This is a genomic window from Bradyrhizobium aeschynomenes (genome assembly GCF_013178945.1).
Classification (GTDB): domain Bacteria; phylum Pseudomonadota; class Alphaproteobacteria; order Rhizobiales; family Xanthobacteraceae; genus Bradyrhizobium; species Bradyrhizobium aeschynomenes.
On sequence record NZ_JABFDM010000006.1, the window covers coordinates 258,131 to 275,574 of the forward strand.

Genomic DNA, 17,444 nt, shown 5'->3' on the forward strand with positions numbered 1-17,444 from the left:
CATGATCGATCGCCGTCTCCTGCTGCTCAGCCTCGCCAGCATGCTGGCCATCTCGCCGCTGCACGCGCAGACCCCCGCCAACGATCCCGTGGGCATCATGACCGCGATCTACACCCGCGTCGCCAAGGGCAAGGGCGAGGACGGCGGCAATTTCGTCATCGAGACCAAGGCAGCACGCGCCAAATATCTGTCGAAGTCGCTGGCGGCTCAATGGGCGACGATGGATGCCCGCACGCCCAAGGGCGAGGTCGGCGCAGTCGACTTCGATCCGATCACCAATTCCCAGGATCCCGACGTCGCATCGTTCAAGGTGACACCCGAAAGGCAGGACGCCGACAAGGCGACCATCGCCGTTACCATCGCCGGCCACCGCGACGATCGCAAGGAACAGGCCGACAACGTCATCCGTTATGACTTCGTGCGCGATGCCGGCCAATGGAAGATCGACGACATCCGCGGCGCCATTGATGGCAAGCCGTGGTCGATCCGCGAGATGCTGGCCGAGTTCATCAAGCTGACCGACAAACCGAAACGAAGGTAGAGCATCATGACCACCGTCCGCGACAACAAGGCCGAGAGCCGCTTCGAGCTCGACATCGAAGGCAGCATCGCGTTCGCCAATTATCGCGCGACACCGCAGGCGGTGATCATCACCCACACCGAGACGCCGCGTCCGCTCCGCGGGCGGGGCATCGCGTCCGAGCTGGTCAAGGGGGCGCTGGAGCTGATCCGCAGCGAGGGACGCAAGGTCGCCGCAGGCTGCAGCTTCGTCGCCGATTACCTCAGGGATCACCCGGAGAACCGCGACCTCATGGCCTGACGGCCCGTAGAACTACCGAGCGCGACCATTGGAGCGGGCCTTTTAACCCCATGGCTACCTGGATGGATCAGCAATTCCCGGCCGTCCAAACAACCAGACGAATGGGGAGAGGCTCATGTTTATCACGGCCGTTTTCGACGTTCTCAAGCGCTACGTCCACTATCGCACCCAGCTCGCTTATGTCGACCAGCTCGACGAGCGTACGCTGCACGATATCGGCTTTACCCGCGACCAGCTGCATGCCGAAGCCTGGGCGCGTGCCGCGCTCGTGCGCGCCTGAGGCGTTCACGCATCGTCGTTCAACACGCGATCAAAGACGACAAAGGCCCGCACGATGGCGGGCCTTTCGCTTTTTGAACGAGAACAGCACAGGCTCAGTGCTTGATCTCCGGCGGCAGCTTGCCGCCATTGGCCGCGAGCTTGCTCATGACCTGCTTGTGCAGCCAGACATTCATGCTGGCGGAGTCGTTGGTGTCGCCGCTGTAGCCGAGCTCCTTGGCCAGCTCCTTGCGCGCTGCCAGGCTCGAATCGATGTCGAGCGCCTTCATCAGGTCGACGATCGAGGTGCGCCACTCCAGCTTCTCATGCTTGGCCGCCGCGGCCTTGTCGACGATCGCAGCCACGTCGACGTTTTGCGGCGCAGCAGGGGACGCTGTCGGAGCCGCTGCGGTGCCGCCCGCTGGCGCGCTGCCGCCCGTGGCAGGCGCACTGCCGCCGGCCGGCGCGGCCTCGGCATGATGACCGAAAATCGCGCCCATGATCTTTCCGAAAACGCTCATCAATGGCTCCCAATGGATAGTGATCGAATGAAGAACTCGGCCGGCAGTGTTCCGTTGCGGAGCTGCCCGTCACAGCCCTCTTCGCCCCCGGTCGCCTGCCAAGCGAACACGGCGACGATTGTGAAGCTTACCGAAGGCGGAATGACGGCGGAATGACTTTGTCTGGAGAATGCTCAGCTTCATGGATGGGGAACGTGGCTCTAATGCACCGCGGCATTCACAACACTCACCGAGGCGTGAGTAGGCGCGGCCGCGATCACCATTATGCTCTTCGCTTCCGTTCGCGAATGGCCGTCCTGAGGTTCGTCGCGTCTGGCCATCCGCGAAACCGTCCAGCGACGAGCGCAGCCCGGCCTGCGTGGTTGGGAAGCGCCCCACACGAGATGAGGGAGCGAATGACGATGGCCACCTATCACAGCAATGCCGCGGCACATCTGCGGCCCGCCGACGAGGTCGCAGCGGAGATCACGATCCGCACGATCGACTTTTCGAGCCTGACGCGCGCGCTGCGGCTCGGCTGGGACGATTTCAAGGCTGTTCCCAGCCATGCCGTGATGCTGTGCGCGATCTATCCCGTGCTCGGTCTGGTGCTGGCGCGCGCCGTATTCGGCTATGCGGTGCTGCCGTTGCTGTTCCCGCTCGCGGCCGGTTTCGCCCTGCTCGGCCCATTCGCGGCGCTCGGGCTCTATGAGCTCAGCAGCCGCCGCGATCGCGGCGAGGAAGCCAGCGCATGGGATGCGTTCGACGTGCTGCGCTCGCCCTCGTTCGGTGCGATGCTGGGACTCGGCACATTGCTGCTCGCCCTGTTCGTCACCTGGGTGGCGACGGCGCAGGCGATCTACGTCGCGGTGTTCGGCTATGGCGGCGCAGCCACTGCAAGCGAGTTCCTTCAGCGCGTATTCACCACGCCGCAAGGATGGTGGCTGATCGCGGTCGGCTGCGGTGCCGGCTTCCTGTTTGCGCTGCTCGCGCTGTGCCTCAGCATCGTCTCGTTCCCCCTGATGCTCGACCGACATGCCGGCGCACTCGAGGCGGTGGTGACCTCGCTGCGCGTCGCGGCACAGAACCCGATCCCGGTCGCCACCTGGGGCCTGATCGTCGCGGTGCTGCTGGTGGCCGGCACGATCCCGTTCTTCCTCGGCCTCGCGGTGGTGATCCCGGTGCTCGGCCACGCCACCTGGCATCTCTATCGCGAGGCGATCGCGATCCACCCCGACGCCGCGCCGGTCGTGCGGCCGGCTCCGCGCGGGTCGAAGCCAGCGGCGGATTTTCCCGCGAACCTCTTCCCATGGCGCTCGCGTGACTCGATGTGAGGGCGCACCGATGAGTTGTCATTGCCGCCGGCCCACGGGCCGGCGGCGTCTTGCAGGCCGGCGGTAATGGACGATAGCGGCGCAGTCACGAAAACCGACATCAATGTGATCGGCAGGCCTTGTTGCTGCCGCGGTTGCGCCCGACATGGAGCATGTCCCCACGTCCTATTTTGAGTCCATTGCCGTCCAGGTGTTTCGATGATTGCTCGCGTTCTCACTGCCCCAGCCTTCGCCTGTCTCGCTGTCCTATTGGCCCTCACCTCACCGGCCAGGGCGGCCGTTCCCTGCGGCACCGGCAATTTCGATGCGTGGCTTGCCGAACTCAAGACGGAGGCCGCGGCCAAGGGCATCTCGCAGAATGCAATCAACGCTGCGCTGACGGGCGTGACGCCCGATCAGAGCGTGCTCAATCGCGACCGCGGTCAGAAGGTGTTCAGCCAGACCTTCGAGGAGTTCTCCGCGCGCATGGTGCCGCCGCGCCTGACCCGCGGCTCCAACATGCTCAAGCAATACGGCTCGGTGCTGTCGCGGATCGAGCAGAGCTACGGCGTGCCGGGCGAGGTGCTGGTCGCGATCTGGGGGCTGGAGACCGATTTCGGCGTCAATGTCGGCAAGTTTCCGACCATCCGGGCGCTGGCGACCCTGGCTCATGATTGCCGGCGGGCCGAGCAGTTCCGCGGCGAGTTGATGGACGCCCTGCGCATCGTCGACCGCGGCGATCTCCAGCCTGCCGAGATGCGCGGCGCGTGGGCCGGCGAGATCGGGCAGACGCAATTCATGCCGTCGTCCTGGATGAAATACGCGGTCGATTTCGACGGCAACGGCCGCCGTGACCTGATCCGCAACGTGCCCGACGTGCTCGCCTCCACCGCGAACTATCTGAAGGGCTATGGCTGGCAGAAGGGCAAGGATTGGGAGCCCGGCAGCCCGAATTTCGCGATCATTCAGCAGTGGAACAAGAGCGAGGTCTATGCGCGGACGATCGCGACCTTTGCGACCCAGCTGGCGCGGGCGCCGTAGACTGCGCCGCGGAAAAGGCCGATCGCGGTGACGCGACCGGCCGTGGGTTCGACGATGCGAACGACTGACGCGCTACTTGATCATCCCGGCCTGCATAGCCTTCGTCAGATGAACGCTGCAGGCGCCCATCTTGCCGCTCAGCAGCGCATCCTGGGCCGCCGCGATCTCCCGCTGCGCCGTGTATCTGGCATCACCATCGGCCATCGCCTCGATCGCGGTCTCGGTCTTCTCCAGATTGGCCCCGCTGCAGCCGGAGCCGTGCATCCTCGCCGCCTGCGCCGGCCCGAAGGTTGTCGTCGCCGCGACGACGAGCGCGGCCCCCAACAGTTTGCTGTTCATTGTTTTTCCTCGCTGGTGCGACGGCGTCGGCATCATTGCCGGACACCGAGACACTTTGTCGCATCGCCCGGACATTCCAGCGAAATGAACTCCTTGCGAGCGGGACGTGAAGGCGCCCGTAGCGCCGGGGGTCGCTGCATCAATTAATGAATTACAATTCACAACTCTCGACCCATGCAATCCGACGCCTCCCGTGGGACGATCGACGCCTGGCAGCTTTTCAGTCGCAAGGACAGTCGATCGATTGAGCAGTTCAAACGAACGATCGAAAAACCGCATAATTACGGAGGTTTTCGATGGGCGCTCACCCGCTGAGCGCCCTGCCCGATTCTTACTCAAGCGTTACACAAGCTATGCGCCGACGGTTTAGCTGCATCGCAACATCAGCGCTTCCGCATCGCAACAATCTCTTCTATGTTCATTTCAACGATGAGGTTCACATGAAGAACTGAATCGCGAACTTAAGGAGAATTTTCATGTTGCTCTCGCTCATCCGCATGGTCCAGGCGTTCCGTGAGTATCAGCGCAACGTTGCCGAGCTGTCGCAGCTCAGCGATCGCGAACTCGCCGACATCGGTCTCGATCGTTCGGACATTCCGCGCGTTGCCGCTGGCCAATACAACGGCTGATCAAGCCCTCTTCCGATATCGACCGGACATCGCCCGCCTCGCTGCGGGCGTTGCCGTTTTCAGGCCTTCCCGCACGTGACACACGCGCCCGGTTTCTCGCACTGAACCGCACTGGCGCATTTGCAGCGGTGAGGAAAAGCGCTACCTGTCCCGCGCATGACAGGCACCAAATCACCTTCCAATACCGTCCACGTCGTTGGCGCCGGCCTCGCCGGCTCTGAAGCCGCTTGGCAGCTCGCCGAGGCTGGAGTCGACGTGGTGCTGCACGAGATGCGCCCCGACCGCATGACCGAGGCGCATCGGACCGCCACGCCGGCGGAGCTCGTGTGCTCCAACTCATTCCGCTCCGACGATGCCGCCAACAACGCCGTCGGCCTGCTCCATGCGGAGATGCGCCGGCTCGGCTCGCTGATCATGCGCGCCGCCGACGCCAACCAGGTCCCGGCCGGTGGTGCGCTGGCGGTCGACCGTGATGGCTTCTCGGCGGCCGTCGCTGCGGCTCTGGAAGGGCATCCCCGCATCGAGCTGAGCCGCGGCGAGATCTCCGGCCTTCCGCCCGTCGATTGGAGCAGCGTCATCGTCGCGACCGGTCCCCTCACCGCGCAACCGCTGGCCGAGGCGATCCGTGACCTCACCGACGAGACGGCGCTCGCCTTCTTCGATGCCATTGCGCCGATCGTCCACAAGGACACGATCGACATGTCGAAGGCCTGGTTCCAGTCGCGCTACGACAAGGTTGGTCCAGGCGGCACCGGAGCCGATTACATCAACTGCCCGATGACGAAGGAGCAGTACGATGCCTTCGTCGCCGCCTTGCTCGCAGGTGAAAAGACCGACTTCAAGGAGTGGGAGACCAACACGCCCTATTTCGACGGCTGCCTGCCGATCGAGGTCATGGCGGAGCGCGGCCACGAGACGCTGCGGCATGGCCCGATGAAGCCGGTCGGGTTGACCAATCCGCACGACCCGACGGTCAAGCCGTACGCGATCGTGCAGCTGCGCCAGGACAACAAGCTCGGCACGCTCTACAACATGGTCGGTTTCCAGACGAAGCTGAAATACGGGCCGCAGCAGCAGATCTTCCGCACCATTCCCGGCCTCGAAAACGCGGAGTTCGCCCGCCTCGGCGGCCTGCACCGCAACACGTTTCTGAACTCGCCAAAGCTGCTCGATCAGCAGTTGCGCCTGCGCGTGCAGCCGAGGCTGCGCTTTGCCGGCCAGATGACCGGCTGCGAGGGCTATGTGGAGTCGGCGAGCATCGGATTGATCGCAGGGCTATACGCCGCTGCGGAGGTGCGTGGTGCCAATCTGCTGCCGCCGCCCCCGACGACGGCGCTCGGCGCGCTGCTCGGGCACATCACCGGCGGCCATATCGAGACGGTCGACGGTCCGACCCGCTCGTTCCAACCGATGAACATCAATTTCGGCCTGTTCCCGCCGTTGGCGACCGCTCCGACGCGAAAGCCGGATGGGACACGGCTGAAGGGCAACGAGAAGACGATCGCAAAGAAGCAGGCGATGAGCGCCCGCGCGTTGGCGGATCTCGACCGCTGGATCGCCGAGCATCTGCGCGTTGCGGCCGCTGCGTGAGAGTCCGATGAGCTTGCCGAAGACCGACTCTGCCTTGCTGGCGGCGCGCTGGAGCGAAGGCGTGCTGCTCAAGCGCGATGTGTTCTCGACCGTGGAGCGTGGCCGCTTCAAGACCGAGGCCGGCGATGTCGATGCGGTGCTACGCCGGCTCGACGAGGTGCCGTGGTGGTCGTTCGTGCTGGCGCGTCATCTGTTCGCGCGCGAGCGCAAGGCGCTGACGCTCGCCAAGGGACTCAGCGCCGGGCCCGATCTGTTGTGGGCGGGAGATCGCGCGCTGGTGCGCGGCTTCATCAATGGCGTGGCTCTGCATCTGGCCAAGCCGCACGGCAGCGTCGCCTATTTCCGCTCGGCCAAGCAGATGATGCGCCGGCTGCATCGCGCCGGGATCACGCACAACGACCTCGCCAAGGAGCAGAACTGGCTGGTCGGCCACGACGGCCATTGCTACGTGACGGACTTCCAGCTCGCCGCATGCTTCTCGCGTCGCAGCCGGCTGTTCCGGATCGCGGCCTATGAGGATCTGCGCCACCTGCTCAAGCACAAGCGCACCTACGCGCCCGACGCGCTGACGCCGAAAGAGCGCAAGATCCTGGCGCGGAAATCGCTGTTCGCACGCATCTGGCTGATGACGGGCAAGAAGGTCTACCGCGCAATCACTCGCGGCATCTTCAACTTCACCGACCGCGAAGGTGGTGGCCGGCGGCTGGTGAACGACGCGCCGGTGCTCATGGAGCTGATCCGCAGGAATCCCGGCGTGCGCGACGCAGCGATCGTCGCCTTCGCCGATCGCCGCACCGGCGTCGGCCTCTATGCTTTCGTCGAGGCGGAGCAGTCTGCGCTTGAAACTCAGTTGCAAGACGAGCTCGCGGCCGCCAGGGGCCCAAAGCCGCCGGAGCACATCCAGGTCGTCCACGCTCTGCCGCGCGACGCCAGCGGCCGGCCCCGCACCGAGCTGCTGCAACTCGTGGCGATGAACCAGATCGACCTGATCGAGCCGATGCTCACCAGCGACAGCGATCGCGCGTTCCTGAAGGACATCCTCGATTCGCGGAAAAACCTGCGCGACCGGTTCAATTTCGAGGCGGACCTGAAGTTGCCCTCGGCCTGAGCAGACGAGACTTCGCAGGCCGCCGGCTGTATCCTGCAAAGCTGCGATGTCGTTGGGGAGGATTGGACCATGAACGTCGAAACCCGCGCGGACACGGCCTCCCAGTCATCCCGCATGGAAATCGTTCCGACGGGCAGGCAGCTCGGTGCCGAGGTCCGGCACGTCGACCTCAAACATCTGGACGACGCGGGGTTCAGCGCCCTGCTCCGCGCCTTCCACCAACATTCCGTGCTGCTGGTGCGCGGCCAAAATCTGTCGGACCAGGATCTGATCGCCTTCAGCCGCCGCTTCGGCGATCTCGACTGGGCGCCGGTGCAGGAGAATGGACGCCGCTTCGTCGACGGACTGCCCGAGATCTACATCGTCTCGAATGTGAAGGTGAATGGCGAGGCCATCGGCAGCCTCGGCGCGGGCGAAGCGGTGTGGCACACCGACATGTCATATCTCGACAGGCCGCCGATCGCGAGTGCGCTCTATGCGCTGGAGATTCCGCCCGTGGGCGGCAACACCTCGTTCTGCAGCATGTACGCCGTCTATGACGCGCTTCCATCCGAGCTGAAGCGCCGTATCGCGGATCTCGAGATCAAGCATGACGGCACCTACAACAGCGGCGGCTTCGTCCGTCAGGGCGTCACGCCGACGGATGATCCGCGGACCTCGCCCGGCGCCATTCATCCGCTGGTCTGCACGCATCCCGAGTCCGGCCGGCAGATGCTGTATCTCGGACGCCGTCGCAACGCGTATCTGATCGGCCTGGAGCTTGCCGAGTCGGAGACGCTGCTCGACGAATTGTGGACCTACGTCGCGCGCCCGGACGTCGCTTGGCAACATGTGTGGAAGGTCGGCGATCTCGTCATCTGGGACAATCGCTCGACGATGCATCGGCGCGATCCGTTCGATGATCATGCGCGGCGAATCATGCATCGGACCCAGATCAAGGGAATGCAGCGGCCGCGCTGATTCGCTCGCGCAGCTGATGCGCCCGCTGAAGCATCAGATGCCTGCGAATGAGTTGCAGGTTGCTTGATATTTCCTCGCGCGCCGCCTTGAAGCGTCCAATTTCCGACTCAGAGCGGCAGAGTGTGCCGACAATCGGCAGATCGTGCCGCGATCCTTCCGCGAATTGCCTCCGAGCCGAAACACCCCCGACAAATTACGATGGTTGATTCCAAGCGCTGGTGAAACTTGGGAGATGACGCACGTGAGTCTCAGAAGCAACGTTGCTCGAAGCGCTGAAAGCAGCCTCGTCCAGGTCCTCCCGACGGGAAAGGCGCTCGGCGCCGAGGTCTGCAACGTCGATCTCAGATCCTTCGACGACTGGGCATTCGCCTCCTTCATGCGCGCGCTGCTCAAGCACCAGGTGCTGCTGGTGCGCGGCCAGCGCCTCGGCGAGCGCGACATCTCCGCCTTCAGCAGGCGCTTCGGCCACGCCGATCTGATCTACACGTCCCCCGGCACCACGTTCGGCGACAGGCTGTCGTTCTGCAGCCTCTACGCCGCCTATGACGCGCTCTCGCCCGCGTTGCGCAGCCGGGTCGCTCATCTGAAGATTCGCCATCTCACCACCGACACCGCCGACGACGGTCGCCGCACCACCATCGCAGGTCCGGTGCATCCGTTGGTCGGCATTCATGCCGATACGGGCCGCTCGATGCTGGCACTCGGACAGCGCCGGCGTTCCTCCGTCGTCGGGCTCGACGGGTGCGAGTCCGATGCCCTGCTCGATGATCTCTGGCAGCTTGCCGAGCGGCCCGAGGTCAGCTGGACCCACAGCTGCGAGCCCGGCGATCTCGTCGTCTGGGATACCCGCTGCACGATCCACCGCCACGAGGCGCGCGACATGCCGCGCCTCCTGCATAGCCCGCCGCTCTGGAACGCGATGCCTACGGCGTGAGCCCGCGAAAGGCGTCAACGTCCGCGGTAGCTTGCCGTCCTCGCTGCGCGCCACAGCGTCCAAAGCGTCGCGAGGCGTGAGCGGGGATGCGGCTGGAACGGATCGTCGTTGCGGCGCTCAGCCCACATCAGGTCGCGACGAACCAACGCCAGCGGCAATAGAGCCGGCCGCACGGCGGGCGGAGCCTCCCGCGCCAGCTCCATCGTGTGATCCAGATGCTGCCGGGCCTGCACGCGCAGATCGGCCAGCAGGGCCAGGATCGCTGGCGTCGGCTTGCCGGCGAAGATCTCTTCCTGGCCGACGCCATGCTGGGAAAGGAGATCAAGCGGCACATAGAGCTGCCTGTGAGCGGCATCCCGCGGCAGCGATGCAATCACCTGCATGACTCCGAGTGCGATTCCCGCGTGATGCGCCAGATGATCCGCGTCGGCGAAGGGCGGCGCGATAATTTGCGCGGCGAGCGCGAACAGCGTCCCGCGCGTATCGCCGAGATGGCCGTCGAGCGCGGCCATGGTCGGCATGGGATCGTTGTAGAGATCGAACTGATGCTCGTCGACCAGACGCGTCAGCCGCTCGATCGGAAGAGCGTACCGCTCTACGGTGTGCAGAAGTTCAGCGGCAACGGGATTGCCTTCGACGCCGCCATGCTCATGACCGGTCAAGGTGTCGCGCCACCATTGCTGGCGAACCTCGCCCGGCAGCGGCTGCGTTACCAGATCGCGAATCCGGGTGACCTCGACGTTGAACGCATAGAGCGACAGCAATGCCCGTCGGATCTCCGGCCCGACGAACAAGGTCGAGGCGTAGCGGTCGAAATCATGCTCCCGCACGAGGCCGGCACAGAACGCGGCATCGCTGTCAGCGCTGGTCTGGCTCATGGGACGGCAATGAGCGCCGCCGCAACCCGGCGCCGCTCGCCGATCATGACGTTGTAGGTGCGGATGGCCGGTCCGGTCTGCATCGCATCGAGTACGACGTTCACGCTGCGCAGCGCCGAGCGCAACGGCGTCGGCGGGATCCAGACCTCGGTCCCGGTCCCGACGATCAGCGTGTCGATCTTGTTCGCGGCATCGAACACGCGCTGCAGCGCATAGCGGTCGATCTGACTCGGCTGGGTGACGTCCCAGGCCCAGATCGAATCCGGCAGGCACAGCAGCGAGCCGCGATGCGACATGTCGGCAAAGGCGAAGCCGCCTTTGCCATAGCCGTCGATCGGCGCGGACCGCGGGAAATGTGGCGTGTCAGCTGACATGCGAGACCAACCTCTCAACCCCGATCCGGGTCCAATGGCTGATCAGGGCTTCTTCTTCGGCTCGTCGACCTGGTCACCCCGGATCGTCCCAACGCCGAGATAAATCAGGATCGGTGCAGCGATGAAGATCGAGGTGTAGGTGCCGACCAGCACGACGCCGAACATCATCACAGCGGTGAAGCTGTGGATCGCCGGGCCGCCGAACAGCAGCAGCGCGAGCAGCGCCAGGGTGACGGTGACGTGGGTGATGATCGAGCGCGACAGCGTCGAATTGATCGACTCGTTGAGCAGCTGAGGCATCGGCATCTTCTTGTAGCGCCTGAGCATCTCGCGGATACGGTCGTAGATGACGACGGTGTCGTTGAGCGAGTAGCCGAGAATGGTCAGCAGCGCCGCGATGCTGGTGAGGTCGAAATCGACCTGGCTGATCGACATGAAGCCGATCGTCAGCACGATGTCGTGGACGTTGGCGATCATGGCGCCGAGCGCGAACTGCCACTCGAACCGGAACCAGAGATAGATCAGGATCGAGACGATCGCGAGCATCAGGCCGAGCATGCCGACGGCCAGGAACTCACCGGAGACGCGCGGACCGACGACCTCGACCCGGCGATACTCGACGGAATCGCCGATCGCCGCCTTCACCTTGTTGGCGGCTTCCTGCTGCGCGGCGTCGCCGCCGGGCTGCTCGGCCACGCGGATCAGCACGCCCTCCGGCCCGCCGAACTGCTGCAGTTGCACCTCGCCGAGCTCGAGCTTGGCCAGCGTCGCGCGCATGCCCGCGATGTCGGCGGGACCCGACTTGGATCGCACCTCCAGCAAGCTGCCGCCGCGGAAGTCGATGCCGAGGTTCAGACCGTGGGTGAAGAACAGCACGATCGCGAGGATCGACAGCGCCGCGGAGATCGGAAAGCTGATGCGCCGGAACTGCGTGAAATCGAAATGCGTGTCGTCGGGAACGATGCGCAGCGACGGCAGCAGGCCGAGCGCGCTGACCACCGTCAGCACCGCGATCAGGATGCCAAGCCCGATGAGAACCCAGTGTGTCACTTTAGCTCCTAGATTGGCACGCTTTGCGGCCGCTTCCACCGCACCCACGCCGCGACGATCAGACGGGTCAGCGTGAAGGCGGTGAAGACCGTGGTGAGGATGCCGATGCCGAGAGTCACGGCAAAGCCGCGCACAGGACCAGTGCCGATGTAGAACAGCACGGCGGCGGCGATGAAGGTGGTGATGTTAGAGTCGAGAATGGTCGCCAGCGCCCGCTTGAAGCCGGCGTCGATCGCCGAGATCGCGTTGCGGCCGCCGCGCAGCTCCTCGCGGATGCGCTCGTAGATCAGCACGTTGGAATCGACCGCGATGCCGACGGTGAGCACGATGCCGGCGATGCCGGGCAGCGTCAGCGTGGCATTGAGCAGCGACAGCACGCCGAAGATCATCGCGACGTTGACCATCACGGCAATGTTGGCGAACACGCCGAACAGCCGGTAGGTCACCAGCATGAACACGATGACCAGGATCGAGCCGACGTAGGAGGCGAGCTCGCCCTTGGCGATCGAGTCGGCGCCGAGTCCGGGACCGACAGTGCGCTCCTCGATGACCGTCAGCGGCGCCGGCAGCGCGCCGGCGCGCAGCAGGATCGCCAGTTCGTTGGCCGACTGCACGGTGAAATTGCCGGAGATCTGGCCCGAACCGCCGGTGATCGGCTCGCGAATGACCGGTGCCGAGATCACCTTGTTGTCGAGGACGATTGCAAACGGTTGGCCGACATTCTCGGTCGTCGCCTGCGCGAATTTGCGGGCGCCGGCCGAGTTGAAGCGGAACGAGACGATCGGCTCGTTGGTGCGCTGGTCGAAACCGGTCTGCGCGTCGGACAGATCACCGCCGGAAACCAGCACCTGCTTCTTCACGACATAAGGCTGGTTCGGCGGCGAGGCACTCTGCAGCACTTCGGAATCCGACGGCACCCGCCCTTGCAGCGCCTGCTCGGGCGACACCGTGGTGTCGACCATGCGGAATTCCATTTTCGCGGTCCGGCCGAGCAGGTTCTTCAGCTGGGTCGGATCCTGCAGACCGGGCACCTGCACCAGGATGCGGTCGGTGCCTTGGCGCTGGATCACCGGCTCGACGGTGCCGAGCTCGTTGATGCGGCGCTCGACGATCTGGATCGACTGCTCGATCGTCTGGCGGACGCGCTCGGTGATTGCGGCCTGCGGGATCACCAGCCTGATCACGCTGCCGCCGGCGTCGCTGACTTCGAGGCTGCGCTGGCCGCTCGATCCCAGCAGGCCGCCAAGTGGCTGGGAGAGATCGCGCAGCTTGGACAGCGCGGTCGGGACGTCGGCATCCTTCGTGATACGGACCTCGACGCCGTCACCCTTGCTCGCCAATCCGGTGTAGCCGATCTTGGCATCGCGGAGCGTCCGGCGCACGTCATCGCGCACGGAATCGAGCCGTTCCTTCTTGACGTAGTTGGAGTCGACTTCGAGCAGCAGATAGGAGCCGCCCTGCAGGTCGAGACCCAGGACGATATGACGCTGCGCCCAGGCGGGCCAGGTCTTCACCGTCGCTTCGGGAAAGAAGTTGGGCACCGCGCACAGGCACACCACGAGCGCCGTGAGGATGATGCCCAGCGCCTTCCACCGCGTGAAATACAACATCGAGGTTGTCCGTAGGGGCCGAAAGCCGGCCCGGAAAATCAGAACATCGGAGGACGACCGGCCCGGCGCCGGCCAAGCCGAAATCAGCTCGCGGCCTTCTCGTCCTTCTTGTCGTCCTTCGCATCCGCCTTGGCGGGCTCGCCCTTGGTGCGGACGCCCGTGATCATCTGGCGCATCTGGCGCACGCGGATGCCGTCTGCGATCTCGAACTCGACCTGGTCGTCATCGACGACCTTGGTGACTTTGCCGACCAGGCCGCCCTGGGTCACGATGGTGTCGCCGCGGCGGACGTTCTTGACGAGATCGGCGTGCTCTTTGACCTTCTTCTGCTGCGGCCGCAGGATCAGGAAGTACATGATCACGAAGATCAGCGCGAACGGCAGCAGCGACATCAGCATGCTGTTGGTGTCGCCAGCGCCGGCGGCCTGGGCATAGGCAGGGGTAATCAGCATGCGGTCGATCCTCGAGGGCCAGTGCCCGGTGAGACGGAAATAGCCGGCGAACCACGCTGCTCTCGGCGCGGGCCGGCCTCTTGCGAATTTCGCGCGGAATATAACGGCCGCGGTCCCAATAGCAAGGCGCCCGGCCCTTCATTTCGCCCCGCTTGCGGCCGCCCGCGAGGCCCGATATGGCTGCCTCATCAGGAACTTGCAGCATGTCGAAAAAACCAGTCAAAGCCCCGCCCCGCGGCCCCGCCAAAACGATCGCCAGACCCGTCGCCAAGCCCCCCCGTTCAGCGGTGCAAGAGCCGTCGAAGGTCGCGGCAAAACGTCCCGCCGGCGCGGCTGCCGACGACACGCCGGAGCGGATCGCCCGCGCGCTGGAAGCGATCGCGGCGCATCTGGCCGCAACTCATGCGGGTGCCGCACCTGCGCTCGACCTGAATGCCGCCGACGCCTTCGTCTGGCATCCGGACGGCCGGCTCTCGACCGTGCCGCGCGTCAGCCGCGTCGAGATCGATCTGCTCAAGGGTATCGACCGGATGCGCGACATCCTGATCGAGAACACCGAGCGCTTCGCCAACGGCCTGCCCGCCAACAACGCCCTGTTGTGGGGCGCGCGCGGCATGGGCAAGTCGTCGCTGGTGAAGGCCGCCCATGCCAGCATCAACGTCGCGCGCAAGCCGGCCGACCGCCTGAAGCTGATCGAGATCCACCGCGAGGACATCGAGAGCCTGCCGGCGCTGATGGACATCCTGCGTGCCGCTCCGTTCCACTTCATCGTGTTCTGCGACGACCTGTCGTTCGACGGCAATGATGCATCCTACAAGTCGCTGAAGGCGGTGCTCGAAGGCGGCATCGAGGGCCGGCCCGAGAATGTCATTCTCTACGCAACCTCGAATCGCCGCCACCTGCTTGCCCGCGACATGATCGAGAACGAGCGCTCGACCGCGATCAATCCGGGCGAAGCGGTCGAGGAGAAGGTCTCGCTGTCGGACCGCTTCGGCCTGTGGCTTGGTTTCCACCGCTGCAGCCAGGACGAGTACCTCGCGATGGTCCGAGGCTATTGCAGCCATTTCGACATCGCGGTCGCCGAGGATCAGTTGGAGCGCGAGGCGCTGGAATGGGCCACGACGCGCGGCTCGCGCTCGGGCCGCGTTGCCTGGCAATTCACACAGGACCTCGCCGGCCGGCTCGGCGTGCGGCTGAGCGCGAGGTAACGGCGAACTTCGCCAGCCCTCGCGGGCGACGACGTCTGGATGCGTGGCACTCAGCCAGCCTCAGCCACCGTGATTGCGGCGATCTCCCCGCCCAAACTAGCCCAAACTAGAAGGGCTCGCCGAAAGGCGAGCCCTAGCACCGGACGGCGGCAGGCGCTCTCGCCTATGCCCCATTGAGGAATTGCAGCGGGTCAACCGGGGACGAACCCTTGCGGATCTCGAAGTGGAGCTGCGGCGATCCGACTTCACCCGATTGACCCGACTTGGCAATGACCTGGCCGCGCTTGATCGGATCACCGCGCTTCACCATCAGCTCACTCGCATGGGCATATGCGGTGACATAGCCGTTGGAATGCCGCACCAGGACCAGGTTGCCGTAACCCTTCAATTCATTGCCGGCGTAAGCCACGACGCCATCCTCGGCAGCCTTCACCGGGGTGCCCTCGGGCACGGCGATATTGATGCCGTCATTGGATTTGCCATTGGTCTTGGCGCCATAGCTCGTGATCACCTTGCCGCGCGCCGGCCAGCGAAACGTCGGCAGCGAGCTCGTGGTCTCGGCCGGGCGCGCCGGCTCCTCCTCCTTCTCGGGCGCCGGATTGGCCTGGGCCAGCCGGGCGCTCTGCACCGGACCCGCCGTCGCCACCCGCGTGGTCGGGACCGGGGCGGGCACGGTCGCAACGGCCTGGGGAACGGTTGCGACCGGAGCCACGGGCGCAGCAACCGCTGCGACCTTGCCAGGGACGGTCAGCCTGGCACCGAGCTTCAGGGGCGAAGCCTGATCGAGATTGTTGGCACGCGCGAGCTCCGCGGCCGAGAGGTGATTCTGGCGCGCGATGCTGGCAAGCGTGTCGCCGCGATTGACGAAGTGGACGGTGGACGGCGTGGCGGGCGCCGCGACCGCCATGTGCCGCGGCGCCGTCGGAGCCGCAGCAACCGGCGTTGCGACCGGCTGCACCGCTGGCGCAGCCGCGACGGTGCCGGGATGCGGAATGATCAGTTGCTGTCCCGGCGACAACGCACGCGGCCCCTTGTAGCCGTTGGCGGCCAGGATCTCAGCCGGCGTGACGCGATAGCGCCGGGCAAGGATATCGAGCGTATCGCTGGTGCCGACGATGATCTTCGTGCCGGCCGGGGGACGCGCAGCAGCGACCGAGCGCGGCGGCACCGTACCGGTGGTCTCGAGCTGCGGGCGGGCCGGAGCGGCGTAAGAATGGGCCGGCGGCGCATAGGCCTGAGGCGCCGGGACCGACGCAGGCGGCGCGTAGGACGCCACGCCGCGACCGCCGGACGCGACGCCTCCCGGGCTACCGCCGGACGGATAAGATTGCGGCGCCCCGACGGCCGGTGGCGGCAGCGCCGAAGACGAATAGGTCGGCACCGGCGCGGGCGCCGGGGTGTATTGCTGGTGCTGCCGGGCCGGCTGCGCCTGAACCGAGCCGGTGGAGTCGGAAGCAAAGGGGTTTGAAAAGGGATTTTGCGTCTGCGACAGCCGCGTCGACATATCGGCGCTGCAGCCGGCAACGCCGAACGACATCAGCGCCAACGCCGCAACCTGCGGCAGGCGGCGCGAGCGAGGCAACTCGACGATAGCGGGCATGGTTACTCACTCGTACGCAACAAACAACGAATTCGAGTAAACACAGCCGCGGTAAATAAGCGCTTAAGCCGCGAATAAAGCGTTGTGCAGATTGCTGATCCGCTCCTTTAGAGTTCGCGCGCAATCCCCGGAATTGCCGGCACAAATCGGACGTCGACAAGCTCTTTGCGATCGAAACGATCGCCGTCTCGCGTGACCCTGACGAGGGTCTGGACGCCATGCTGGGGCCCGACAGGCGCGATCAGGATACCGTCCGGCTCCAGCCGGTCGAGCAGAACCTGGGGAATCTCGTCCATCGCAGCAGTGACGATGATGCGGTCGAACAGGCCAGCCCCCGGCGGCAGGGCGTAGCCGTCGCCCAGCATCACCTCGACATTGAAGCAGTTCAGCTTCTCCAGCCGCTCCCGCGCCTTGTCGGCCAGGGTTCGGAATCGCTCGACCGTCAGGACGCTCGCGGTCAGCCGGGAGAGGATCGCGGCCTGGTATCCGGATCCGGCGCCGATTTCGAGCACGCGGTGAGACTTCTGCAGCTTCAACTGCTCGGTCATATAGGCGACGACGAAGGGTTGGCTGATCGTCTGCCCGCAGGCGATCGCCATCGCGCTGTCGCGATAGGCGTCGGGACGGTCGGCCGGCAGGACGAACTCCTCCCGCGGCACCTCTTCCATCGCACGCAAGACAGCCTGGTCGCTGATCCCGCGACGGCGCAGGGTCAGCTGAAACATCATCTTTTCGGGCGGAGGGGTCGGGGGCATCGCGCCGTTTCGGGTTGTTCGCCTG

At 65.3% G+C, this 17,444-nt stretch carries 20 protein-coding genes; 11 read left to right on the forward strand and 9 right to left on the reverse strand.

Features of this window, described 5'->3' with window-relative positions; all coding sequences use genetic code 11:
- Nucleotide 1: 1 nt before the first annotated feature.
- From HL666_RS19355 to HL666_RS19365, 3 genes are all read left to right on the forward strand, one after another.
- Nucleotides 2-541 (forward strand): DUF3828 domain-containing protein, encoded by a 540-nt coding sequence (locus tag HL666_RS19355; RefSeq protein WP_172108617.1) that lies wholly within the window; start codon nucleotides 2-4, stop codon nucleotides 539-541.
- Nucleotides 542-547: 6 nt separating this feature from the next.
- On the forward strand, nucleotides 548-820 hold the full coding sequence (locus HL666_RS19360) for a GNAT family N-acetyltransferase (protein WP_172183011.1): 273 nt from the start codon (nucleotides 548-550) through the stop codon (nucleotides 818-820).
- 115 nt (nucleotides 821-935) lie between these two features.
- Nucleotides 936-1,100, forward strand: a complete 165-nt coding sequence (locus tag HL666_RS19365) for a YjiS-like domain-containing protein (protein ID WP_172108613.1) — start codon at nucleotides 936-938, stop codon at nucleotides 1,098-1,100.
- 94 nt (nucleotides 1,101-1,194) lie between these two features.
- Here the strand turns inward: HL666_RS19365 and HL666_RS19370 are convergent, their stop codons facing one another.
- On the reverse strand, nucleotides 1,195-1,599 hold the full coding sequence (locus HL666_RS19370; protein ID WP_172133165.1) for a DUF3597 domain-containing protein: 405 nt from the start codon (nucleotides 1,597-1,599) through the stop codon (nucleotides 1,195-1,197).
- A 401-nt stretch (nucleotides 1,600-2,000) separates the two neighbouring features.
- Here HL666_RS19370 and HL666_RS19375 point away from each other — a divergent pair, with 401 nt between their 5' ends.
- Both HL666_RS19375 and HL666_RS19380 read left to right on the forward strand, forming a co-directional pair.
- Nucleotides 2,001-2,912 carry a DUF2189 domain-containing protein gene (locus HL666_RS19375; RefSeq protein WP_246741571.1) on the forward strand — a complete coding sequence of 304 codons (912 nt, stop codon included), beginning with the start codon at nucleotides 2,001-2,003 and terminating at the stop codon, nucleotides 2,910-2,912.
- Between the two features lie 198 nt (nucleotides 2,913-3,110).
- Complete coding sequence (locus HL666_RS19380) at nucleotides 3,111-3,932, forward strand: lytic murein transglycosylase (RefSeq protein ID WP_172108607.1); 822 nt, start codon at nucleotides 3,111-3,113, stop codon at nucleotides 3,930-3,932.
- Nucleotides 3,933-4,004: 72 nt separating this feature from the next.
- Here HL666_RS19380 and HL666_RS19385 read toward each other — a convergent pair whose 3' ends face one another.
- Nucleotides 4,005-4,271, reverse strand: a complete 267-nt coding sequence (locus HL666_RS19385) for a hypothetical protein (protein ID WP_246741572.1) — start codon at nucleotides 4,269-4,271, stop codon at nucleotides 4,005-4,007.
- 476 nt (nucleotides 4,272-4,747) lie between these two features.
- On the opposite strand from HL666_RS19385, the gene HL666_RS19390 reads away from it, so the two are divergent.
- From HL666_RS19390 to HL666_RS19410, 5 genes are all read left to right on the forward strand, one after another.
- Nucleotides 4,748-4,900, forward strand: coding sequence for a DUF1127 domain-containing protein (locus HL666_RS19390; RefSeq protein ID WP_172108605.1), 153 nt, complete (start codon nucleotides 4,748-4,750; stop codon nucleotides 4,898-4,900).
- Between the two features lie 156 nt (nucleotides 4,901-5,056).
- Nucleotides 5,057-6,490, forward strand: a complete 1,434-nt coding sequence (gene trmFO / locus HL666_RS19395) for a methylenetetrahydrofolate--tRNA-(uracil(54)-C(5))-methyltransferase (FADH(2)-oxidizing) TrmFO (RefSeq protein ID WP_172183015.1) — start codon at nucleotides 5,057-5,059, stop codon at nucleotides 6,488-6,490.
- A gap of 7 nt (nucleotides 6,491-6,497) precedes the next feature.
- Nucleotides 6,498-7,598, forward strand: coding sequence for an AMP-binding enzyme (locus HL666_RS19400; protein ID WP_172133168.1), 1,101 nt, complete (start codon nucleotides 6,498-6,500; stop codon nucleotides 7,596-7,598).
- A gap of 69 nt (nucleotides 7,599-7,667) precedes the next feature.
- The gene (locus HL666_RS19405; protein WP_172183017.1) at nucleotides 7,668-8,558 is read left to right on the forward strand and encodes a TauD/TfdA dioxygenase family protein; all 891 of its coding nucleotides are present in this window, start codon (nucleotides 7,668-7,670) and stop codon (nucleotides 8,556-8,558) included.
- Between the two features lie 241 nt (nucleotides 8,559-8,799).
- Nucleotides 8,800-9,492 (forward strand): TauD/TfdA dioxygenase family protein, encoded by a 693-nt coding sequence (locus tag HL666_RS19410; RefSeq protein WP_172183019.1) that lies wholly within the window; start codon nucleotides 8,800-8,802, stop codon nucleotides 9,490-9,492.
- Nucleotides 9,493-9,506: 14 nt separating this feature from the next.
- On the opposite strand, the gene HL666_RS19415 is transcribed toward HL666_RS19410, so the two are convergent.
- The 5 genes from HL666_RS19415 to yajC all read right to left on the reverse strand — a co-directional run bounded on the left by HL666_RS19415 (nucleotide 9,507) and on the right by yajC (nucleotide 13,856).
- Nucleotides 9,507-10,370, reverse strand: a complete 864-nt coding sequence (locus HL666_RS19415) for a phytoene/squalene synthase family protein (RefSeq protein WP_172183021.1) — start codon at nucleotides 10,368-10,370, stop codon at nucleotides 9,507-9,509.
- Nucleotides 10,367-10,744, reverse strand: coding sequence for an Mth938-like domain-containing protein (locus HL666_RS19420; protein ID WP_172108593.1), 378 nt, complete (start codon nucleotides 10,742-10,744; stop codon nucleotides 10,367-10,369). Before HL666_RS19420 ends, HL666_RS19415 begins: the two co-directional genes overlap by 4 nt.
- 42 nt (nucleotides 10,745-10,786) lie before the next feature.
- Complete coding sequence (gene secF, locus HL666_RS19425) at nucleotides 10,787-11,794, reverse strand: protein translocase subunit SecF (RefSeq protein WP_172133172.1); 1,008 nt, start codon at nucleotides 11,792-11,794, stop codon at nucleotides 10,787-10,789.
- An 8-nt stretch (nucleotides 11,795-11,802) separates the two neighbouring features.
- Nucleotides 11,803-13,404 (reverse strand): protein translocase subunit SecD, encoded by a 1,602-nt coding sequence (secD, locus tag HL666_RS19430; RefSeq protein ID WP_172183023.1) that lies wholly within the window; start codon nucleotides 13,402-13,404, stop codon nucleotides 11,803-11,805.
- Between the two features lie 83 nt (nucleotides 13,405-13,487).
- Nucleotides 13,488-13,856, reverse strand: coding sequence for a preprotein translocase subunit YajC (gene yajC, locus HL666_RS19435; protein ID WP_172108587.1), 369 nt, complete (start codon nucleotides 13,854-13,856; stop codon nucleotides 13,488-13,490).
- Nucleotides 13,857-14,059: 203 nt separating this feature from the next.
- On the opposite strand from yajC, the gene HL666_RS19440 reads away from it, so the two are divergent.
- Nucleotides 14,060-15,064 carry an ATP-binding protein gene (locus HL666_RS19440; protein ID WP_172183025.1) on the forward strand — a complete coding sequence of 335 codons (1,005 nt, stop codon included), beginning with the start codon at nucleotides 14,060-14,062 and terminating at the stop codon, nucleotides 15,062-15,064.
- Nucleotides 15,065-15,227: 163 nt separating this feature from the next.
- Here the strand turns inward: HL666_RS19440 and HL666_RS19445 are convergent, their stop codons facing one another.
- Both HL666_RS19445 and HL666_RS19450 read right to left on the reverse strand, forming a co-directional pair.
- Entirely contained in the window at nucleotides 15,228-16,664 is a 1,437-nt protein-coding gene (locus HL666_RS19445; RefSeq protein ID WP_172183027.1) for a LysM peptidoglycan-binding domain-containing M23 family metallopeptidase, read from the reverse strand.
- 107 nt (nucleotides 16,665-16,771) lie between these two features.
- The gene (locus HL666_RS19450) at nucleotides 16,772-17,419 is read right to left on the reverse strand and encodes a protein-L-isoaspartate(D-aspartate) O-methyltransferase (protein ID WP_172108581.1); all 648 of its coding nucleotides are present in this window, start codon (nucleotides 17,417-17,419) and stop codon (nucleotides 16,772-16,774) included.
- Nucleotides 17,420-17,444: the final 25 nt, after the last annotated feature.